At 61.1% G+C, this 19,129-nt stretch carries 14 protein-coding genes and 1 tRNA gene; 6 read left to right on the top strand and 9 right to left on the bottom strand.

Annotated features, from left to right (window positions below):
• The first annotated feature begins 8 nt into the window (after window positions 1-8).
• Both RDO88_RS01660 and RDO88_RS01655 read left to right on the top strand, forming a co-directional pair.
• The gene (locus RDO88_RS01660) at window positions 9-2,348 is read left to right on the top strand and encodes a beta-galactosidase (RefSeq protein WP_307757705.1); all 2,340 of its coding nucleotides are present in this window, start codon (window positions 9-11) and stop codon (window positions 2,346-2,348) included.
• Between the two features lie 11 nt (window positions 2,349-2,359).
• Entirely contained in the window at window positions 2,360-2,536 is a 177-nt protein-coding gene (locus RDO88_RS01655; protein ID WP_307757704.1) for a hypothetical protein, read from the top strand.
• 229 nt (window positions 2,537-2,765) lie between these two features.
• Here RDO88_RS01655 and RDO88_RS01650 read toward each other — a convergent pair whose 3' ends face one another.
• A complete protein-coding gene (locus tag RDO88_RS01650) occupies window positions 2,766-3,446 on the bottom strand; it encodes a response regulator transcription factor (RefSeq protein WP_022021177.1) in 681 nt (226 codons plus the stop codon).
• A gap of 10 nt (window positions 3,447-3,456) precedes the next feature.
• Window positions 3,457-4,959 carry an ATP-binding protein gene (locus RDO88_RS01645; RefSeq protein WP_307757703.1) on the bottom strand — a complete coding sequence of 501 codons (1,503 nt, stop codon included), beginning with the start codon at window positions 4,957-4,959 and terminating at the stop codon, window positions 3,457-3,459.
• Between the two features lie 184 nt (window positions 4,960-5,143).
• Here RDO88_RS01645 and RDO88_RS01640 point away from each other — a divergent pair, with 184 nt between their 5' ends.
• Both RDO88_RS01640 and RDO88_RS01635 read left to right on the top strand, forming a co-directional pair.
• On the top strand, window positions 5,144-6,007 hold the full coding sequence (locus RDO88_RS01640) for a GLPGLI family protein (RefSeq protein WP_307757702.1): 864 nt from the start codon (window positions 5,144-5,146) through the stop codon (window positions 6,005-6,007).
• A gap of 12 nt (window positions 6,008-6,019) precedes the next feature.
• Window positions 6,020-8,560, top strand: coding sequence for a carboxypeptidase regulatory-like domain-containing protein (locus tag RDO88_RS01635; protein WP_307757701.1), 2,541 nt, complete (start codon window positions 6,020-6,022; stop codon window positions 8,558-8,560).
• Window positions 8,561-8,571: 11 nt separating this feature from the next.
• Here the strand turns inward: RDO88_RS01635 and RDO88_RS01630 are convergent, their stop codons facing one another.
• The 7 genes from RDO88_RS01630 to RDO88_RS01600 form a co-directional block, all read right to left on the bottom strand.
• Window positions 8,572-9,231, bottom strand: coding sequence for a phosphatase PAP2 family protein (locus RDO88_RS01630; RefSeq protein WP_307757843.1), 660 nt, complete (start codon window positions 9,229-9,231; stop codon window positions 8,572-8,574).
• A 46-nt stretch (window positions 9,232-9,277) separates the two neighbouring features.
• Window positions 9,278-11,164 carry a sulfatase-like hydrolase/transferase gene (locus RDO88_RS01625; RefSeq protein WP_307757700.1) on the bottom strand — a complete coding sequence of 629 codons (1,887 nt, stop codon included), beginning with the start codon at window positions 11,162-11,164 and terminating at the stop codon, window positions 9,278-9,280.
• Window positions 11,165-11,285: 121 nt separating this feature from the next.
• Window positions 11,286-12,815: an ATP-binding cassette domain-containing protein gene (locus RDO88_RS01620; RefSeq protein WP_307757699.1), complete on the bottom strand. Its 1,530-nt coding sequence runs from the start codon at window positions 12,813-12,815 to the stop codon at window positions 11,286-11,288.
• Window positions 12,816-13,369: 554 nt separating this feature from the next.
• Window positions 13,370-14,692: a peptidoglycan DD-metalloendopeptidase family protein gene (locus RDO88_RS01615; RefSeq protein ID WP_307757698.1), complete on the bottom strand. Its 1,323-nt coding sequence runs from the start codon at window positions 14,690-14,692 to the stop codon at window positions 13,370-13,372.
• 40 nt (window positions 14,693-14,732) lie between these two features.
• Complete coding sequence (pulA, locus tag RDO88_RS01610) at window positions 14,733-16,730, bottom strand: type I pullulanase (RefSeq protein ID WP_307757697.1); 1,998 nt, start codon at window positions 16,728-16,730, stop codon at window positions 14,733-14,735.
• 62 nt (window positions 16,731-16,792) lie between these two features.
• Window positions 16,793-17,359 (bottom strand): crossover junction endodeoxyribonuclease RuvC, encoded by a 567-nt coding sequence (gene ruvC / locus RDO88_RS01605; RefSeq protein WP_302457875.1) that lies wholly within the window; start codon window positions 17,357-17,359, stop codon window positions 16,793-16,795.
• A complete protein-coding gene (locus RDO88_RS01600; protein WP_302457874.1) occupies window positions 17,356-17,661 on the bottom strand; it encodes a DUF4286 family protein in 306 nt (101 codons plus the stop codon). The genes ruvC and RDO88_RS01600 overlap by 4 nt, the downstream gene beginning before the upstream one ends.
• A gap of 112 nt (window positions 17,662-17,773) precedes the next feature.
• Here RDO88_RS01600 and RDO88_RS01595 point away from each other — a divergent pair.
• Both RDO88_RS01595 and pheS read left to right on the top strand, forming a co-directional pair.
• Window positions 17,774-17,847: transfer RNA gene (locus RDO88_RS01595), tRNA-Ala, on the top strand.
• A 135-nt stretch (window positions 17,848-17,982) separates the two neighbouring features.
• Window positions 17,983-19,017, top strand: a complete 1,035-nt coding sequence (pheS, locus tag RDO88_RS01590; RefSeq protein ID WP_307757696.1) for a phenylalanine--tRNA ligase subunit alpha — start codon at window positions 17,983-17,985, stop codon at window positions 19,015-19,017.
• The last annotated feature ends 112 nt before the right edge of the window (window positions 19,018-19,129 follow it).

The following is a 19,129-nucleotide window of genomic DNA, read 5'->3' as shown; positions in this document are numbered from 1 at the left end:
ACAATATCATGAGAAAAGTAGCAAACATCGCCCTCTCCCTTCTGCTGGCCGCAGGCCTGACAGGTGGCCTTGCGTCGTGTTCGCCAAAGACGACAGGCACGTTCGGAGCAGGAAAGGGCACGTTTCTCCTGAACGGAGATTCCATGGTGGTGAAAGCCGCCGAAATCCACTATCCGCGCATCCCCGAACCCTATTGGGAGCAGCGCATCGAGTCGTGCAAGGCACTGGGCATGAACACCATCTGCCTCTACGTCTTCTGGAACCTGCACGAACAGGAAGAAGGGAAGTTCGACTTCACGGGCAACAAGGACATCGCCAAGTTCTGCCGTCTGGCGCAGAAGCACGGCATGTACGTCATCGTGCGTCCCGGCCCCTACGTATGCGCCGAATGGGAAATGGGCGGCCTGCCCTGGTGGCTCCTGAAGAAGCAGGACGTACAGCTCCGCACGCTCGACCCCTACTACATGGAGCGCGTGGGCATCTTCATGAAGGAAGTGGGCAAGCAGCTGGCCGACCTGCAGATTACCCGCGGCGGAAACATCATCATGGTGCAGGTGGAGAATGAGTTCGGCGCCTACGGCACCGACAAGCCCTACGTATCGGCCATCCGCGACATCGTGCGCGAGGCGGGCTTTACGGACGTACCCCTCTTCCAGTGCGACTGGAGCTCGAACTTCACCAACAACGCGCTGGACGACCTGCTCTGGACGGTGAACTTCGGTACCGGCGCCAACATCGAACAACAATTCAAGAAACTGAAGGAGCTACGCCCCGACACGCCGCTCATGTGCAGCGAATTCTGGAGCGGATGGTTCGACCACTGGGGACGCAAGCACGAGACGCGCGACGCCGCCACCATGGTGAGCGGCATCAAGGACATGCTCGACCGCAACATCTCCTTCAGCCTCTACATGACCCACGGAGGCACGACCTTCGGCTGGTGGGGAGGCGCCAACAACCCCGCCTACTCGGCCATGTGCAGCTCCTACGACTACGACGCACCCATCAGCGAAGCCGGCTGGCTCACGCCGAAATACTACCAGCTGCGCGACCTGCTGCAACAATACCTGCCCGCCGGACAGACACTGCCCGAGCCGCCCGAAGCCTTCCCCGTCATCCAGGTGCCGGCCATCACCGAATGGGAGGTAGCTCCCCTCTTCGACAACCTGCCCGAACCCAAGCAGACGGAGAGCGTGAAGCCCATGGAGCAGTTCGACCAGGGCTGGGGCAGCATCCTCTACCGCACGACGCTGAAGGAAGACATCGCAGGTACCCTCCACCTGGACGAAATGCACGACTGGGCACAGGTCTTCGCCGACGGCCGGCTGCTGGGACGCCTCGACCGCCGTCAGGGCGAGTTCACCCTCCTGCTGAAGTCGCCCCTGAAGAAGGGCACCCGCCTGGACATCCTCGTGGAAGCCATGGGCCGCGTGAACTTCGACAAGTCCATCCACGACCGCAAGGGCATCACCGAGAAGGTGGAAGTCATCACCGACGGAAAGGCCACCGAGCTGAAAGACTGGTCGGTCTATAACCTGCCGCCCTTCTACGAATTCGTCAGCGACAAGAACTATCAGAAAGGGCAGGCCGTGGACGGCCCCGCCTACTACCGCGCCACCTTCCGCCTGGACAAGACGGGCGACACCTTCCTCGACATGCAGACATGGGGCAAGGGCATGGTTTGGGTGAACGGACACGCCATGGGCCGCTTCTGGGAAATCGGTCCCCAGCAGACGCTCTACATGCCCGGCTGCTGGCTCAAGAAGGGTGAAAACGAAATCATCGTCCTCGACCTGAAAGGCCCCGCCGAAACGAAGGTAACCGGCCTCGAGAAGCCCATCCTCGACATGCTCCGCAAGCAGGCTCCCGAGACGCACCGCAAGGACGGTCAGACGCTGAAGCTCAACGCCGAGACACCCGTCCACAAGGGCACCTTCAAGCCGGGCAACGGCTGGCAGGAAGTGAAGTTTGCCGCCCCCGTGCAGGGACGCTACTTCTGCCTGAACGCCACGTCCAACCACGACGGAAACAACATCGCCGCCATCGCCGAGTTCGACGTGCTGGATGCCGACGGCAAGCCCCTGCCGCGCGAGAACTGGAAGATAGTCTACGCCGACAGCGAAGAGACGCGCAGCGGCAACCGCACGGCCGACAAGATATTCGACCTGCAGGAGAGCACCTTCTGGCAGACGGTGGACAACACGGCCTTCCCCCATCAGGTGGTCATCGACCTGGGCAAGAACTGCCACGTGAGCGGCTTCCGCATGCTGCCCCGCGCCGAGAAGGGTGCGCCGGGCCTCATCAAGGACTATGCCGCCTACGTCAAGGCCACGGACTTCAAGTACTGATTCGAAAGACAGTGATTCAAGGGTTTGTAAAAGAGGATGTGTCACGCAAGACGTGGCGCATCCTCTCTCTTTTTTTACCCCGCCCTGCCGAGGTGGGAAAAGACGCCCAAGCAAGCTTCCCATACCACATCTTCCCCGCCCTGCCGAATGCTTGCCGCACCGCAACGCACTCCCCCATCCCTTCGTAACGCACTCCCCATCCCCTCGGATAACTCTTTATATTCCGAACGAGATTAAAAATTATTTCGAGCGACATAAAAAATTATTTCGAGCGAAATAGAAAGTTATTTCGAACGAAATAAGAACTATTAATAGAGGCTATAAGCCAGTCACACCAGGGCGTAAACCCATGTCCAACACGCCGCGACGGCACAGGCCATGAGTCAACCATGGCAACCCATACACCCATCCAATAAGCTATCCCCGCAGCACATACCCCTTCTTCATGAGCGACTCAATCCTGACCGACGGGTCGTTCTTCAACGCCTTGCGCAAGTAGGTGATCTGCACGTTCAGGGCCAGGGAGTTGGCATAGGAAGCCGCTCCCCACACGGCTTCGAGCAGGCGGTCGCGGGAGACGGCCTGATTGACATTCAGGGCCAGCAGGCGGAGGATGTCCGCCTGGCGCGAAGTGATGAGCACCTTGCTGCTGGCCGTGCGGAGCTCGTTGGTGTTGTAGCTGAACACGGTGTTGCCGAAGCGGTAGGTCTCCTCCTCCACCGTCTCCTCCAGCTGGAGGGCAAAGCGCTCGCGGATGCGGGCAATGAGCTCTTCGGGGTAGAAAGGCTTGGCCAGGTAGTCGTTGGCGCGGAGGCTGAAGCCCTGCAGGCGGTCGGCCTTGTCGCTGCGGTCGGAGAGGAAGAAGAGGAGGACGTGCTTGTCCGCCTCGCGGATGCGGGCCGCCACTTCGAAGCCGTTCAATTCGGGCATGTTGATGTCGAGCAGCACCAGGTCGGGCCTGACCAGGGGGAACTGCTCCACGGCCATGCGGCCGTTTCCTACGTAGGTCACTTCATAACCTTCCTGCTCCAAGAAACGTTTCAGGAGCAGGGAATATTTCAGGTCGTCGTCGGCAAAAAGAATCTTCAAGGGTTTCATAATCATCCATTCATTGAGGTATAGTGACGGTCACCGTTGTCCCCTGTCCCGGCTGGCTGCGGAGGCCGACGGTGCCGCCATGCGCTTCCACGAGCAGCTTCACGTAGCTCAGGCCCAAGCCGATGCCGGGCACGGAGCGGTCGGGCAGGCTGGCGCTGCGGTAGAACTTGTCGAACACACGGGCCTGCTCGGCGGGCGGGATGCCGATGCCGTTGTCGGCCACCGTGAGGGCGAAGCGATGCCCGTCCAGCGTGCCGGTGACGGTGATGTGGACGGAGTCGCCCGAATACTTCACGGCATTCTCCAGCAGGTTGCTCAGGATGTTGCAAAGGTGCATGGGGTCGGCCGTCACGGGGAGCGAGGTCGGGAAGTGGGTCTCGAACGTCACAAGCTTGTGGTCGGGGATGTGCAGCTGGCGGAGGGTCTTCTCGGCCATCGGACGGAAATCGAAGGTGCGGAGGCTGAGCGGCGTGCGCTCGTCGTCGGCCCGCGTCATGTCGCGCAGCTTCTGGAGGTAGGCCGAGAGGTTGTCCACCTCGACGATGGAGTCGTCCACCACCGCATCGGTAGCCTTCGTGTCGGCACGGAGGGAAGGGTCGGACAGGTAGGCCAGGCACATCTTCAACGTCTGTACGGGACGCTTCAGTTCGTGTATCATAGTACTCACGAAGCTACGGCGCATCTCGTCCACCCGCCGTTGCTTCAGGATGGTCTTGATCTGGAAGAGCAGGCACACGGCCAGCAAGGCTATCATCAGCAGGCTGCCCGCCAGCTGGCCACCCATGCGGAGCAGCAGCATGTGGCAGGGGATGCGGACATCGACTTCGACCAGCTGGCGCTTCAGGGGATTGTAGGGATAGACTACCTGCGCCAGCGGCCGGAGCAGGGAGCCTCCGGAGTGCAGGGTGGCTTCCCACTGATAGAGGCTGTCGGCGGCGGTAGTGCTCAGGCGAGTACTGAAGGTGACGTCCGGCAGGGTGGCGGCTACGATGGAGTCGAACGGATGGAGGTCGAACGGATGGGACAACTCCAGACGCATCAGGTCGGCCAAATACATCATATTGAGGCGTTCGTACTGCCGCTTGTCGCCCATCAGGACGACCGAGTCGGTGCAGAGCACGGTACTGTCGGCCAGCAGGCGGGATACATTCACGCCTGCCGCCCCTGTCTGTGCCGGGGTGAAGTCCGTCAGCGTGTCCTGCGCCTCCGCTCCCAGGCGCTGCACCAGGTAGATGCGCGTGCTCTCCTGCCCCGTCAGCGAGTCGGTACGGTCGTCCCAGTTGACGTTGGTGTTGTACCACTGCACGGTCTTCTGTTCGCCCAAGGGGCGGGGTTCCTGCCAGCGCAGGGTGTTGTAGCTCACCACGGCTTCGGACACCTGTCGCAGCACTTCGCGTCCGTAGGCCTCGTTGGTATATTGATAGTGGCTCCACAACCAGTAGCCCTGCCCCGCTCCGATGAGGAGCATGGAGGTCAGGGAGAGCAGCCAGATAATCTTGATGCGTCGTTCCATTGTTCACTCGTTTTTTCCGCAGGCAAAGATAAGCCTTTCGCCCGTACACAAGGTTCGCGCGAGGCCGATATTTCCGCTGCCGTAATATTTCCGTAATAACTTCCTGCGCCCGCTTCCGCCCCTTCCGCCTATCTTCGTGGCAGGAAAACGAACCGAATGTTTCACCCTCTAAACCATTACAGACATGAAAACCAGACACATTCTTCTCCTCGCCCTGAGCCTCGCCGCCACGGCTGCCCAAGCACAGATGAACATCAAGATTTCCACGGGACAAACCTTCCGCAAGGACACCATCGACCACAAGGTGCTGACCGTGCAATACGGGCTGGATGCCCTGACCGACCTCAGCAAACCCGACGCACGGATGCAGGAAACCCTGCGGCTGGACATCGGGCGGCAGGCGTCGCGCTTCTACAGCTACACGGCCTTCGTGGCCGACTCCGTACTGGCTGCCGACATGGCCAACGGTGCTTCCTCCGAGCTGATAGCCCAGCACGCCAACCAGTACCAAAGCCAGTGGAGCGAACAGACTTTCAAGAACTATCCCGCCGGGCGGGTGACAACGCTGGACGAGCTGGCGGGCGACATCTGCCGCCTGCGTTGCGAGGAGCCCGCGGAGAAGCCCCGATGGACGCTGACGCAGGACACACTGACCCTGCTGGGCTACCGTTGTACACGCGCCAAGACGCAGTTCAAGGGTCGGCAATGGTCGGCCTGGTACACGACGGACGTCCCCGTGAGCGAAGGTCCGTGGAAGCTCTGCGGCCTGCCGGGCCTGATTCTGAAAGCTGAAGACGACGAGGGCCACTACCGCTTCATGGCCGACGGCCTGGAGCAGAGCCACGGCACGGAGCCCATCCTCTTTGGCGGCAAGGACTACCAGCCGGTTGACCGCAAGCAGTACGACAAGATGCAGAAGCGCTTCGCCGCCGACCCCGTGGGCTTCATCACCGGCATCATGCCCAACGTGAAGATTACCGTCCGGGACAACCACGGCAACAACACCAAGAACCCCAAGGACATGCCCTACAATCCCATCGAACGGTAAAGGAGGCCACCGATGAAGATACTCATATTCTCTCTCACTCTGACACTGGCGTTCGGCCTGGCGCGGCCTCTGTGGGCACAAGACGTGCTCCAAGGCCGCGTGACCGACGCCGAAACCTCCCGCCCGCTCGAGGCGGTGATGGTGAGCGTGCTGCGTGATAGTATGACCATCGACTATACCATGACCGATGCCGACGGACGCTACTCCCTGCCCTGGCGCCACAAGGGTACCCTGCAAGTCAGCGCCTCGATGCTGGGCTACGGACGACAGACGCGCGACGTCAGCAAAGGCAGCCGGCTGGACTTCGCCCTGCGCACCGAGAGCATCGTGCTCCGCGAGGTAGAGATACGTCCCGGACGCATCAGCAGTCGGCGCGACACCGTGCGCTACAACCTGGCCGACTTCATCACGGAGAAGGACACCCGCATCCGCGACGTGCTGAAGCGCTTGCCGGGCATCGACGTCGAGGAAAACGGTACCGTGACCTACAAAGGCAAGCCCATCGACCACTTCCTCGTGGAGGGCATGGACGTGACGGGCGGACGCTACAACCAGGTGAACAACAACCTGGACGCACGGGCGGTGAAGTCGGCCGAGCTGATGGAGAACTACCAGTCCGTTCGTGCCCTGAAGGGGAAGATTGACTCCGAACAGGTGGCCCTGAACCTGCGGCTGGACGAGAAGGCGCGCGACCAGTGGTTTCCCTACCTCGAAGCAGGTGGCGGACTGACCGAAGACGCCGACGGACGTCTCGCCCCCTTGTGGGAAGGCACCCTGAGCGCCCTGCAACTGGGACGCGGACGACAGAGCATCTTCGCTCTGAAGACCAATAACACAGGGCGCGACCTGAGCAACGAACAAACCCTCCTGGCCACCAATGTACCCGAAGCCGCCACACTCCCCTCACTACTCGACCTGCCGGCCTTCAGCGCTCCGCTGGACACCCGCCGCACGTTGTTCAACGAAACCTGGACGGCCAACGCCAACCGCATGTACCGCCGCAACGACGAACGCACCCTGCGCGTACAGGCCGACTATACCCACGACTTCGTCCACCAGGAGCGGGGTAACACGCAGACTTACTATCAGGCAAATGATACCGTCAGCCTGTCGGAAGAAGCCGACTACCGCCTGCGCACCGACGCCCTGCACGCGGCCCTGGCCTACGAGGATAACAGCCCGACGCACTACCTGACCGAACGCCTGGAGCTGGACGCCGCCCGCAACCGCAGCCACGCCTCCCAGTTGGGACAGGGCATCGAGACCTCCACCCTACAGGCCCGCAACTACCTGAACTACCTGAAGAATCGAGGCGAGCGTACATGGGAACTGACCTCGGACGTACAGATGTCCCTGCTTCCCTCCGTCCTGACCCTGACCACGGAGCGCGACGACTACGCCCAGCGGAGCCTCCACACCCGCCACACGGCCAGCTACCTGCGCAAGCGCAACGGCTTCAGCCGCCGCCTGGAGGCAGGCCTCACGGCCGAGTGGGCCCGCTATCGGCTGGAGTCGCCCGCTGCTGTCCGCACCTACGACGCCTCGCACCTCGGGGCCGACCTCACACCCCAGCTCCAATGGGAAAGCGGACGGCTGTTCGCCTCGGTAGAGGTGCCTGTCGAATGGACGCACTACCTCGGGGCACGGCGGTCGTACCTGCTCTACCGCCCCAACCTCTACCTGCGCTACCGGCACGACTATCACTGGAAATTCTCTCTTTATGGCGGACTCGACCGGCAGGCGGGGCAGGCACTCGACCTCTGCCCCTACCTGCGCCGCACCGACTACCGCACGCTGACCTCTACCGCCGGCCTGATGCCCCTCAGCACCACCGCCACGGGGCAGCTCTACGCCGAATACAAGAATACGGTAACCGAATTTTTCGCCACGCTTACCCTGACCTACAGCCATGGACGGCATGCCACGCTGGACGAGCAATACCTCTCGGAAGACACCCTAGCCCTGACGCGGCGCGCCCTGAAGAACCGGACGGACACCTGGACACTGAGAACCTCCCTCTCCAAAGGCGTCTTCGACTGGCGGCTCAAGGCCTCGCTCGACCTGCAACTGACGCGCCACTACGGCCACCAGCTGACACACACCGCCGCGTCGCCCGCTCTGCTACAGGACTATCGCTACGACCTCCTCACGGCCGAGCCCAAGCTCAACTGGTCGCCCCTGACGTGGCTGGAGGCCGACTATCACGCCACCCTGTCATGCAGCGCCACCCGCATCGGGAGCGACACACACCTCCCTCCCCTGCTGAACATGACGCAACGCCTGCGCCTCATCCTGACCATCGGGCAGGTAGACGTACAACTGGGCGGCGAGCACTACCGCAACGCCTTGGCCGACGGCACGCATCTGAACGTCCTCCTGGCCGATGCCTCGCTCACATGGAAGCACGACCGCTGGCGGGTGGAGGCCTGCCTCAACAACCTGTTCAACAAAAAGACTTATGCCTACACCACGTACACGGCCACACAGAGTCGCACCGACTGGCTACGCATCCGGCCCCGCGAACTGTCCGTCAAAGTGGGATATCAGTTTTGAAAGGAAGAAATCTATACGAAGGAGTATACCAGCATCCCCACAACCGTGACGCCCCCCACGGCCACCGGCACCCACAACTGGCGCGGATGCTCAGGACGCTTGTACCTGCAAATCTTCTGGAAAAGCCCGTAGCAGAGACTTGCCCCCACGAAGCCCAGCACGGCACCCGCCAGCAGGTCGCCCGGATAGTGTACGCCCAGGTAGGCACGCGAGTAGCACGTCACCAGTGCCCACGCCAGGATGAAGGTCGAGAGCAAGCGGTTGCGGAACAGGTAAAGGATAAAGAAGGCCAGGCCGAAGGTATTGGCCGCATGACACGAAGGGAAGCCATAGCTACCGCCCCGATAGCCGTTGACGATGTGAACCATGGCCGAGAGCGGGTTCTCCAGATTGGACGGGCGCAAGCGGGCCACTTCGGGGCGGATGAGCGAAGCCCCCACCTGGTCGGCAAAGACGATGGTGAGCGCGATGGCCACCGCACACCCCACGGCCACCTGCCAGCGCAGGTTGCGCCCGATGACGTAGAGCAGCGAAGCATACAGGGGTATCCATATCCACTTGCCGCTGAAGGCGTACATGAACGTGTCTGCCCAGGGGGCATGCCATCCGTTGATGGCCAGGAGGCAGGCATTGTCGGCCTCGATGAGGGATGAAAGGAATTCGGTCACAATCGTATGTTTTTTAAGTGTGTATCAAGAAATCAGGAGACTTTATCCATCACAGGCGCGCCAGGTCGTCGTAGAGCTTCTGCAAGTAGGCCTTGCCCGAGCGGAGCATCTCGTCGGCCTCCGTGCCCTGGCTGGAGACAAGGCGGCCGGCCTGGTTGTCGAACACCACCTGCCCGTCGTCCCATTGGAGCCCGAAGGCGTCGGGGAAGGTGAAGAAGGCAAAGTGGGGGGCGGCGGGGTTCATCAGGTCCTTGCTGAAGGTGAACTGGCCGTGGGGCAAGCCCAGCTGGGCCAGCAGGGTGGCGGCCAGGTCCTGTTGCGAACCGCAGACATCGATGCGTCGCGGCCCCTTCACGGCACCTCCGGCCAGCAGCAGGGGGATGCGGTAGCGGTCGAACGAGAGGTTGTCCACGTCCTCGGGCCAGGCGCCCAGATGGTCGGGCACGAAGACGAGAAGCGTGCGCTCCCAGCGGGGCGACTCACGGAAGCGGCGCACGAAGTCGCCCACGCAGCTGTCCGTATAGGCAAAGGCGTTGAGGCGGTCATTGGCCAGGCGGCGGTAGGGCACCTCGAAGGGCTCGTGGCTGCTCGACGTCTGGAGCACGCGGAAGAGGGGCGCCCGGGTGGTGTCGGCCTGCAGGTCGTCCAGCAGGCGGCGGAACACGAGGTGGTCGTGCACGCCCCACTTGCTCAGGCGGTCGGTCAGGGGGAAGTCCCTGTCGGCCACAATCGAACTGAAGCCCGACGACATCAGGTAGGAGCGCATGTTGGTGAAATCGGCATCGCCGCCGTAGTAGTATTTCGCGTCATAGCCCGCCTGCCGCAGGGCACCGGCCAGCGCAGGCACCTGTTGCGACTTGCGCGGATATTTCATGAGGCTCGTTGTGGGCTGGGCGGGATAGCCGCTCAGGATGGACACCAGCCCGCGGTCGGTGCGGAAGCTGTTGGCATGCAGGCGGGTGAAGAGCACGCCCGTAGCGGCCAGCGAGTCGAGGTTCACGGCCACGTCCGCCCGTCCGCCCAGCGAAGCCATGAGGTGCGAGGAGAAGCTCTCGAGGATGACCAGCACCACGTCGGGGCGCTCCGTGCGGAGCAGCACGCCGGCCGAGTCGGGGCGCATGGCGGGGAGTGAATCGGCAGGTACGCCCGCACGCAGGGCCAGCACCTGGGGGTCGAGCATCGACTGGAAGCGGCGGTCGGCCTCGGCCGGCTCGAGGTAGCGGTACTGGGCGCCGAAATCCTTCTGCTTGGAGAGCGACTCCATGAGGCTGAAGGCGGGGTTGATGGCGGCATGGTTGAGCCGCTGGTTGTTGCTGAAGTAGACCTTGCCCGTGTTCATGGTGGACACGGTGAAGCCCCCGCGGATGGGGATGAAGAGCAGCCCCGTGGCCACGAGCAACACTGCCGACACCGTGAGCCGCCGGTAGGGCAGCTTCATGCCCAGCAGCGAACGTCGCCGCAGAAGCACGGCATGGAAGATGCCGTAGAGCACCGCCGCATAGGCCAGCATGGCCAGCACGCCGCCTGCCACCGTCCACACACTGACGCTGGCCATGGCGTCGCGTGGCGAAGAGAAGAAGTAGAACAGCGGGGTGGCGTCCAGCCGGAAGCCCCAGTAGGCATAGAGAGCCGCGTCGGTCACCGCGATGACAGACATCAGCACCGCCACGAAGCCGAAGTAGCCGCACCACACGCGGTGCAGTCCCCGTCCCAGCGTCCAGACGGAGGCGATGAAAAGCAGGCCGGGCAGAGCCGAGAGGTAGCCCGCCAGTGAGAGGTCGAGCGGCAGGCCGTGCCACATGACCCGCAACCAGTCGGTCCAGGCCACGTCGGCATAGAGCCGTGCATACACTGCCATGAACAGCGGTTTCTGTACTACAAACAGGACGACAAACAACACGTAGGTCCTGACCAGGCCGATGAGACGTTCCTTCATTGCTTTTCTTCGTTTTGGGGTTACGGGGTGACGGCTACAAAAATAGTCGTTTCCGCCGAAACCGCCAAACGCAGGCACGCCACAAGGGATGGAATCACGCGCGCCCGATTGTGAAAATTACTTAATACACTAAGTTACAGCCGATTGCAGAGACATCTGCCCCCTCTTCCGCACGTACTTTCTTCAGGAACAGGCGGTGGGTGATGGTGGCAGGCAGCTCTTCGGCATAGTGGGTCACCATGACGAGCGTCTTGTCGCGGCGGCGGCAGAAGGCCTCGATGACAGCCTTCACGCGGCGGCGGTTGTACGTGTCGAGGCCGTGCAGGGGTTCGTCCAGGATGAGCAGTTCGGGGTCCTTGACGAAGGCGCGCGCCAGCAGGCACAGGCGCTGCTCGCCGCTGCTCAGCTGGAGGAAGGGACGGTCGCGCAGGCTGCCCACGCCGAAGATGTCCATCCACTCCGCGCACACGTCCAGCTCCTCGGGGCGCGGACGCTTGTAGAGGCCGATGCTGTCGTGCAGGCCGCTGGCCACAATCTCCACCGCGGGCAGGTTCTTCAGGTAGGCGCGGTGCATCTCGGGGCTGACGTAGCCGATGTGCTTCTTGATTTCCCAGATGCTCTCGCCCGAGCCGCGCTTGCGTCCGAAGAGGCGGATGTCGCAGGCATACGACTGGGGATTGTCGGCGCAGACGAGGCTCAGCAGGGTGGACTTGCCCGCCCCGTTCTCGCCGCTCAGGGCCCACTTCTCGCCGCGGCGCACCGTCCAGTCGAGGTCGCGCAGGATGGTACGGTCGCCGTAGCGGATGCTCACGCCGTTGAGGCGCACCACCTCGGCCGAGTCGTAGTTGGCGTGCGTGTAGGGCAGGTCGAGGACGCGCCGTTGCAGGGCGTCGAGCGCCGGTCGGAACTTCTCAGCCTGTGCCGCGTCGGCCCGGCGGAAGGCGGCCAGATACTCGTCCCTCGTCTGCTTGCGGCCCACGCGCCGCCCCTCCACGGGCACCACGTGGGTGATGAACGGGGGCACGTCGTCGAGCATCGAGAGTACCAGCACCAGCTGTACAGTGCCCGTGCGGGCGATACGCTCCAGCAGGTCGGCCAGCAGCCGGCGCGTGTCGGCGTCGAGGCCAATAAAGGGGTTGTCCATCACCAGCACGCGGGGCTGGGTGAGCAAGGCCTTGGCCAGCTGGAACTTGCGCAGCTCGCCGCTGCTCAGCAGGATGATTTTCTTGTCCATGAGCGGCTCCAGCCCGAAGAGGTCGAAGAGGTGCCGGCGCCGTTCCTCGTCCCTTACAGGGCCTAGCTGCTGGCGCACGGTGGGCGCCTCGTCCTGGTCGTGGGCGTTCCAGCGCTGCTGGTAGTAGTAGTTGGCATCGGCGCTCCCGTAGGTGTCGCGGAAGGCGATGGTGCGGATGTTGTCGTAGGCCGAGGCCGAAGCCGAAGGATGGAAATCGTACACCAGCGTACCCTCGCCCAGCGGATATTTGCCCGTCAGCAGGTCGGCCAGCAGCGTTTTGCCCGCGCCGTTGGGGCCCATGATGGCGATGTGTTCGTCTGCGCCAAGCGTCACCGTAGCCGCTTCGGCCAGCCTCACCTGCGGCAGGCGGGCTACGCCGGCGGTGAGGCATATTGTTTGTTGTCCGTTCGTTTCCATATCATTCTGTTGCGTTCACGGTGCGAAGATACGACATTTTCACTTACGATGTTGTCCTTGTCCGACAAATAGTTTCCAGCAAGCGGACGAATGAAGAGCCGAAAAATCGGATTCGAAAATGTGACAGTGTGACAATTGTGACAAATGACAATTAGTAAAATCGACTTTTTGACTGAACCCGGAAGAAAGTGTTAAATATTTTAATACTATATATATTATATATTTATATATAATATATATAGTATTAATTTTCTTTTCCGCATTTTGGCGTGACAGTTTTGCTAATTGTCATTTGTCACAATTGTCACACGTCACGCCTCATGTGTCTTTTCCAAAGTTCAGTAGGCACACAAAATCCATCCTGCAAAATCCTCAAAAAACGACCGCCAGCAAAGCGCATAATAAAACATGGGGAACCGCGCGCCGCGCACGAATAAGAAAAGCACCGCCCTGCACATGCAAAAGCGGTGCTTTCCTATCAGGAAATCAATGCATTAGTTTAATTAACATCAGATTCCCGTCCCGTTAACAGATTTTCACCGAATATCAATACCCTATTTTTGCCCGCCGACCACGGAAACGGTATCTTTGTCAGTGCCGGCCGGTTCAGCGGAGGGAGCGAGGGTCGCGAGCCGCTTCACCAACGAATCGCACAGCTGGCCGAAGGCCACACGGTGGGTTGGAGCGATGGGTTTCTTGGGTTGCGACTTGATAGTGAGCGGGTTGACGGGGCGCCCGTTCTCATAGACGCGGAAGTCGAGGTGGGGTCCCGTAGAGAGGCCAGTAGACCCCACGTAGCCGATGACTTGCTTCTGCTTCACCGCGTCGCCCACCTTCAGCCCCTTGGCAAAACGCGACAGGTGCATGTAGGTGGTGGTGTAGGTGCTGTTGTGGCGTATCTTCACGTAGTTGCCTCCGCCGCCCGCCTGATAGGCCTTGGCGATGACCTTGCCGCTTCCGATGGCATAGACGGGAGTGCCTGTGGGGGCGGCGTAGTCCACACCGTGGTGGGCACGGTAGCGCTTCAGCACGGGGTGATAGCGGCTGCCGGTGAAGCGCGAGGAGATGCGGTAGAAGTCGAGCGGCGCCTTCAGGAAAGCGCCCTCGAGGCTGTTGCCCCGCTCGTTGTAGTAGAGCTCCTCGCCGTCCTGCACGAAGGGGATGGCATAATAGGTGCTGTCCGAGGCGCGGAACGAGGCGGCCAGGACGTGGAAGTTGTCGAGCGCCTTGCCGTCCACATACTCCTGCTCGTAGATGACGCGGAACTCGTCTTCCTTCTGCAGGCCGAAGAAGTCGATGGTCCACCCGAAGATGTGCGACAGGGTGACGGCCAGCAGGGGCGACGTGTTGCAGCCTTGCATAGCCACCCAGAGCGACGATTCTACCCGTCCGCAGACCGTCTGCGTGCGCCACTCGGCGGGGTTCTCGCCACGGCTCACGGCCAGGTCGCCGCGCAGGTCGAAGACGACGTACGACTTGGGGTCTTCCTCGTAGACGAAGAAGCGCGGGGGCGCCAGGCTGTCGCGCTTGCTGAAGAACAGGGCATAGGCCTGCCCGCTACGGATGCGGCGCACGTCGAACACGCCGCGAGCCTTCTCGCCCAAGCGGTGTACCGTGCCCGTAGACACGCCGTGCTCGCCCAGAATGGAGCCCAGGCTCTGGCTGGGCTGCACGATGCCGTACTGCACGCAGTAGCGGTCGGCGGGAATGCCATATTCGTAGACCATTTCCTGCACGTCGGCCGAATCAGTGACGGCCACTTCGTCGAGGTCGCCCTCCCCTGCCCGATAGGTGGGCAGGAAGAGCAGGGCAGCCACTGCCGCCGCAAACAGGGGCAGGGCTACCAGCCATAATTTCTTGTTGCTGAACTTGAACACTTCTTTTTTAATTGAAAAAGTGAGAATGGATAATTGAGAATTATTTCCAGGCGATGAGGGCCGACTGGGCAGGTACCACAAGCTCGGTACCCGACACCTTGGCCAGGCCGCCTTCGTTGATGAAGCCGTCACGGCACACCACGGTGTAGTTGCCCTGAGGCACAGTCACACGGGCAGGCTCGCGGCGCGAGTTGAGCACCACCACGATGTCTTCCCACTTGTCGCCGCCGGCATGTTCCTTCAGGCGCCAGGCCACGAGGTTCTTGCCCTCGACAGGCAGGAACTCCAGATGGCGGCGCACCAGCTCGGCCGAACCCAGACGGAATGCCGGATGGTTCTTGCGCAACTGTATCAGGCCCTTGTAGTAGGCAAAGACGTCGGCATGCAGGGCCTTGCGGCTCCAGTCGATGGCGTTGATGGAGTCGGGACTCTGGTAGCTGTTGTGCACTCCCTTCTTGTCGCGCATCACCTCCTCGCCGGCATAGATAAAGGGGATGCCCTGCGAGGTGAAGACGGCCGTCTGGGCCAGCTTGTCGAGGCGGGCCACCTCGTCGTCCTTGATGCCGGGGATGCTGGCACGCAGGCGGTCGACGAGGCACATGTCGTCGTGGCACGACACGTAGCTGATCATCTGCACAGGTTCGGCCGCCCAGGGCGCCTGGCTGTAGTTGACGGAGTCGTTGCACACCTGCGGATGCTGCACGGCACCCACGATGCCAAACTTGATGCTCTCCTCACCGCCCGGCAGGCCTGCCAGGAAGGCTCCCTGCTTGTTGTCGTTGAAGGGGCCGCGGAGGGCGTCGCGCATCTCGTCGCTGAAGGCGGCAATGCCCGGCATGCGGTAGGTGTTGGCCTTCATGGCCAGCGAGTCTTGTGGAAGCTGGGGTGCCTGGGCGGCCCATCCCTCGCCGTAGACGATGATGGAGGGGTCGACGGCCGTCAGGGCGGCACGCACCTGGTTCATGGTCTCGATGTCGTGGATGCCCATCAGGTCGAAGCGGAAGCCGTCGATGTGGTACTCGCGCGCCCAGTGGAGCACGGACTCAATGATGTACTTGCGCATCATGGGGCGGTCGCTGGCCGTCTCGTTGCCGCAGGCCGAGGCGTCGGCATAGGTGCCGTCGGGGCGCTGGCGGTAGAAGTAACCGGGGGCGGTGCGCTCGAAGTTGCTGCCCTCGATGTTGAACGTATGGTTATAGACCACATCAAGGATGACACGGATGCCGGCCTTGTGAAGCGCCTGCACCATCTGCTTGAACTCGCGGATGCGCACGTCGGGGCGGTAGGGGTCGGTCGAATAGGAGCCGTCGGGCACGTTATAGTTCTGCGGGTCGTAGCCCCAGTTGTACTGGTTGTCGTCGAGGCGGGTTTCGTCGACCGAAGCATAGTCGTACGAGGGCAGCAGGTGGACGTGCGTCACGCCCAGCTCACGCAGGTGGTCGATGCCCGTGGCCAGGCCTTCGGGCGAGCGGGTGCCCTCTTCAGTCAGGGCCAGGAACTTGCCCTTGTGCTCAATACCCGAGGCGGGCGACACGGAGAAGTCGCGGTGGTGCATCTCGTAAATCACCACGTCGGCGGCCGAACGGAGAGGCGGACGGCGGTCGTCGGCCCAACCTTCGGGATCGGTAGTGCGGAGGTCGATGACGGCGGCACGCTGGCCGTTCACACCGACGGCCTTGGCAAAGATGCCGGGCGTATCGCCCAGCCAGCGGTCGTCTATCTTGACATTGAAGGTATAGAACTTGCCCAGCAGATCCTCGGAGACAGTGGTGTGCCACACGCCTTCCTCACCCGCCTCCATGGCAACGGTGCGGTAGGCATGTCCGCCCTCACCCTCGTTGTAGAGCATGAGGCGCACTTCATCGGCCGTCGGTGCCCAAAGGGAGAAGCGGATACCGTCGGGGGCATACTCCATCTCGGCCAAGCTGCCCGAACGCACTGGATAAAGTTCGTAGGAAGCATATTCGTTCTTGGTGGGCGCACAACTGGCGGCCGTCGTCACCGCCACACCCAAAATGACCAAATCATTCAGTTTCATGGCTTATATCTATATTTATATTATATATATCTTCTCAACTCTCCACTCTCAACTCTCCACTCTCAACGCACCTTGTCGGGATTTTTGGCGATGAAATCCTTCCATCCGCGGTAGGCCTTGTCCACCGCGGGGCGCCCCATCTGCAGGTAGTGGCAGTAGGCAGCCCCCAGCGCGTCGGTGGCGTCCATGAAAGTGGGCATGTCGGTCTTGTCCAGACGGAGCATGCGCTGGAGCATGTCGGCCACCTGCTCCTTCGAGGCCTGTCCGTTGCCGGTAATGGCCATCTTGATCTTGAGCGGCGCATACTCCGTGATGGGGATGTCGCGACTCAGGGCGGCGGCCATGGCCACTCCCTGCGCCCGCCCCAGCTTGAGCATGGACTGAACGTTCTTGCCGAAGAAGGGGGCTTCGATGGCCAGCTCGTCGGGCAGGTAGCTGTCGATGATGCCCAGCACGCGTTGGTAGATGTGCTTCAGCTTGAGGTAGGTGTCGCCCACGCGGCGCAGGTCGATGACGCCCATGGCCACCATCTCGGGCTTGGTACCCGTGACGCGCAACACACCGTAGCCCATAAGGTTGGTACCCGGGTCGATGCCCAGGATAATCTTCTCCTTGACCGGCGTTATCACTCTACCTCCTCCATCAACGTGGGAAATCCCACCACCTTGTCCTTGAAGATGCGGAGCAGCTCCTCGTTGAGCTTCACTCCCTGTTCGCGGTGCCAGCGATGGAGCAGGGCCGAACTTTCGACCTCGAACTGGACGGAATAGCAGGAACTGCCCTCCTCGCGATGGCTCAGGATGCGCAAGATGCGCGGAGCGTGCAACGTACCCTCTTTCTCGACTTCGGGCAGGTAGAATTCCTTCATCCAGATGAGGAAATATTTCTCCTGTCCGTCTTCCACATGATAGGTTGTATTGTAGACCAACATAGTTTTTTTCGTTATTTCGTTATTTTTTTCTGCAAACATAGCAATTATTTCAGAAATATGCATTATCTTTGCGCCATCAAAACGAAAGCCACGGTGCAAACGTTTACATTCTGGGGTATTAGCTCATCTGGCTAGAGCGCGACACTGGCAGTGTCGAGGTGAGCGGTTCGAGTCCGCTATGCTCCACGCAAAGTCCTTGAAAACGGAAGTTTCAAGGACTTTTTTCGTATCTTTCCGGCACATAACGGAACGATGTGACAAGAAAGTTGTATCTTTGCAACGTTTTCAAACCAAGACGAAATTCAAAAAGACAACAACGATATGATAGCTAAAATCAACGAGCTTCTGCAGGAAGTGGAAGCACTGACGGCCTCCAACGCCGAAGAACTGGAGGCGCTCCGCATCAAATACCTCAGCAAGAAGGGTACCATCAATGAACTGATGGCCGACTTCCGTAGCGTGCCCGCCGAACAGAAAAAGGAAGTGGGCATGAAGCTGAACGAACTCAAGAACAAGGCACAGGAGAAAATCAACGCCCTGAAGGAGCAGTTTGAAAGCCAGGACACGGGTTGCGACGACCTCGACCTGACACGTACCGCCTACCCCATCGGGCTGGGTACACGCCACCCCCTGTCCATCGTCAAGAACGAAATCATCGACATCTTTGCCCGCATGGGCTTCAGCATCGCCGACGGACCCGAAGTGGAGGACGACCTGCACGTATATACCAAACTGAACTTCGCCGCCGATCATCCGGCACGCGACATGCAGGACACCTTCTTCGTCAATGTGAACCCCGGCGACGTGACCAAGAACATCATCCTGCGCTCGCACACCAGCTCCGTACAGGTACGTACCATGGAGCATGCCGAACCGCCCATCCGCATCATTTGCCCGGGACGCGTGTACCGCAACGAGGCCATCAGCTACCGTGCGCACTGCTTCTTCCACCAGGTAGAGGCTTTGTATATCGACAAGAACGTGTCGTTCACCGACCTGAAGCAGGTATTGCTGCTCTTCGCCCAGGAGATGTTCGGCAGCGAGACGAAGATACGTCTGCGTCCGTCGTACTTCCCCTTCACAGAGCCCAGTGCCGAAATGGACATCAGCTGCAACATCTGCGGCGGCAAGGGATGCCCCTTCTGCAAAGGTACCGGCTGGGTAGAAATCCTCGGTTGCGGCATGGTGGACCCCAACGTGCTCGAGGCTTGCGGCATAGATAGCAAGGTTTATTCCGGCTACGCCCTGGGTATGGGCATCGAGCGCATCACCAACCTGAAGTATCAGGTGAAGGACCTGCGCATGTTCTCTGAAAACGATACCCGCTTCCTGAAAGAATTCGAAGCGGCACGATAAGACATAGGGCAGCGGTGAGTGGTGAGCGGTGAGTGGTGAGTGGTTAACGGTGAGCGGTGAGCATCCGTCCGAAAATACACCGACCACTCATTACTAACCATTCACTGCTAAC

The organism is uncultured Mediterranea sp., from assembly GCF_902493215.1.
In the GTDB taxonomy this organism is placed as follows: Bacteria; Bacteroidota; Bacteroidia; order Bacteroidales; family Bacteroidaceae; genus Bacteroides.
This window is presented reverse-complemented; position numbering and strand designations above follow the sequence as displayed.

What these genes read in the sequence shown, in the direction of transcription:
- RDO88_RS01640 (WP_307757702.1), top strand. Translation starts at nt 5,144, where the DNA reads ATGAAAACCAGACACATTCTTCTCCTCGCCCTGAGCCTCGCCGCCACG.
- RDO88_RS01620 (WP_307757699.1), bottom strand. Translation starts at nt 12,815, where the DNA reads ATGGAAACGAACGGACAACAAACAATATGCCTCACCGCCGGCGTAGCC.
- RDO88_RS01650 (WP_022021177.1), bottom strand. Translation starts at nt 3,446, where the DNA reads ATGAAACCCTTGAAGATTCTTTTTGCCGACGACGACCTGAAATATTCC.
- RDO88_RS01625 (WP_307757700.1), bottom strand. Translation starts at nt 11,164, where the DNA reads ATGAAGGAACGTCTCATCGGCCTGGTCAGGACCTACGTGTTGTTTGTC.
- RDO88_RS01660 (WP_307757705.1), top strand. Translation starts at nt 9, where the DNA reads ATGAGAAAAGTAGCAAACATCGCCCTCTCCCTTCTGCTGGCCGCAGGC.
- RDO88_RS01635 (WP_307757701.1), top strand. Translation starts at nt 6,020, where the DNA reads ATGAAGATACTCATATTCTCTCTCACTCTGACACTGGCGTTCGGCCTG.
- pheS (WP_307757696.1), top strand. Translation starts at nt 17,983, where the DNA reads ATGATAGCTAAAATCAACGAGCTTCTGCAGGAAGTGGAAGCACTGACG.
- pulA (WP_307757697.1), bottom strand. Translation starts at nt 16,730, where the DNA reads ATGAAACTGAATGATTTGGTCATTTTGGGTGTGGCGGTGACGACGGCC.
- RDO88_RS01645 (WP_307757703.1), bottom strand. Translation starts at nt 4,959, where the DNA reads ATGGAACGACGCATCAAGATTATCTGGCTGCTCTCCCTGACCTCCATG.
- RDO88_RS01600 (WP_302457874.1), bottom strand. Translation starts at nt 17,661, where the DNA reads ATGTTGGTCTACAATACAACCTATCATGTGGAAGACGGACAGGAGAAA.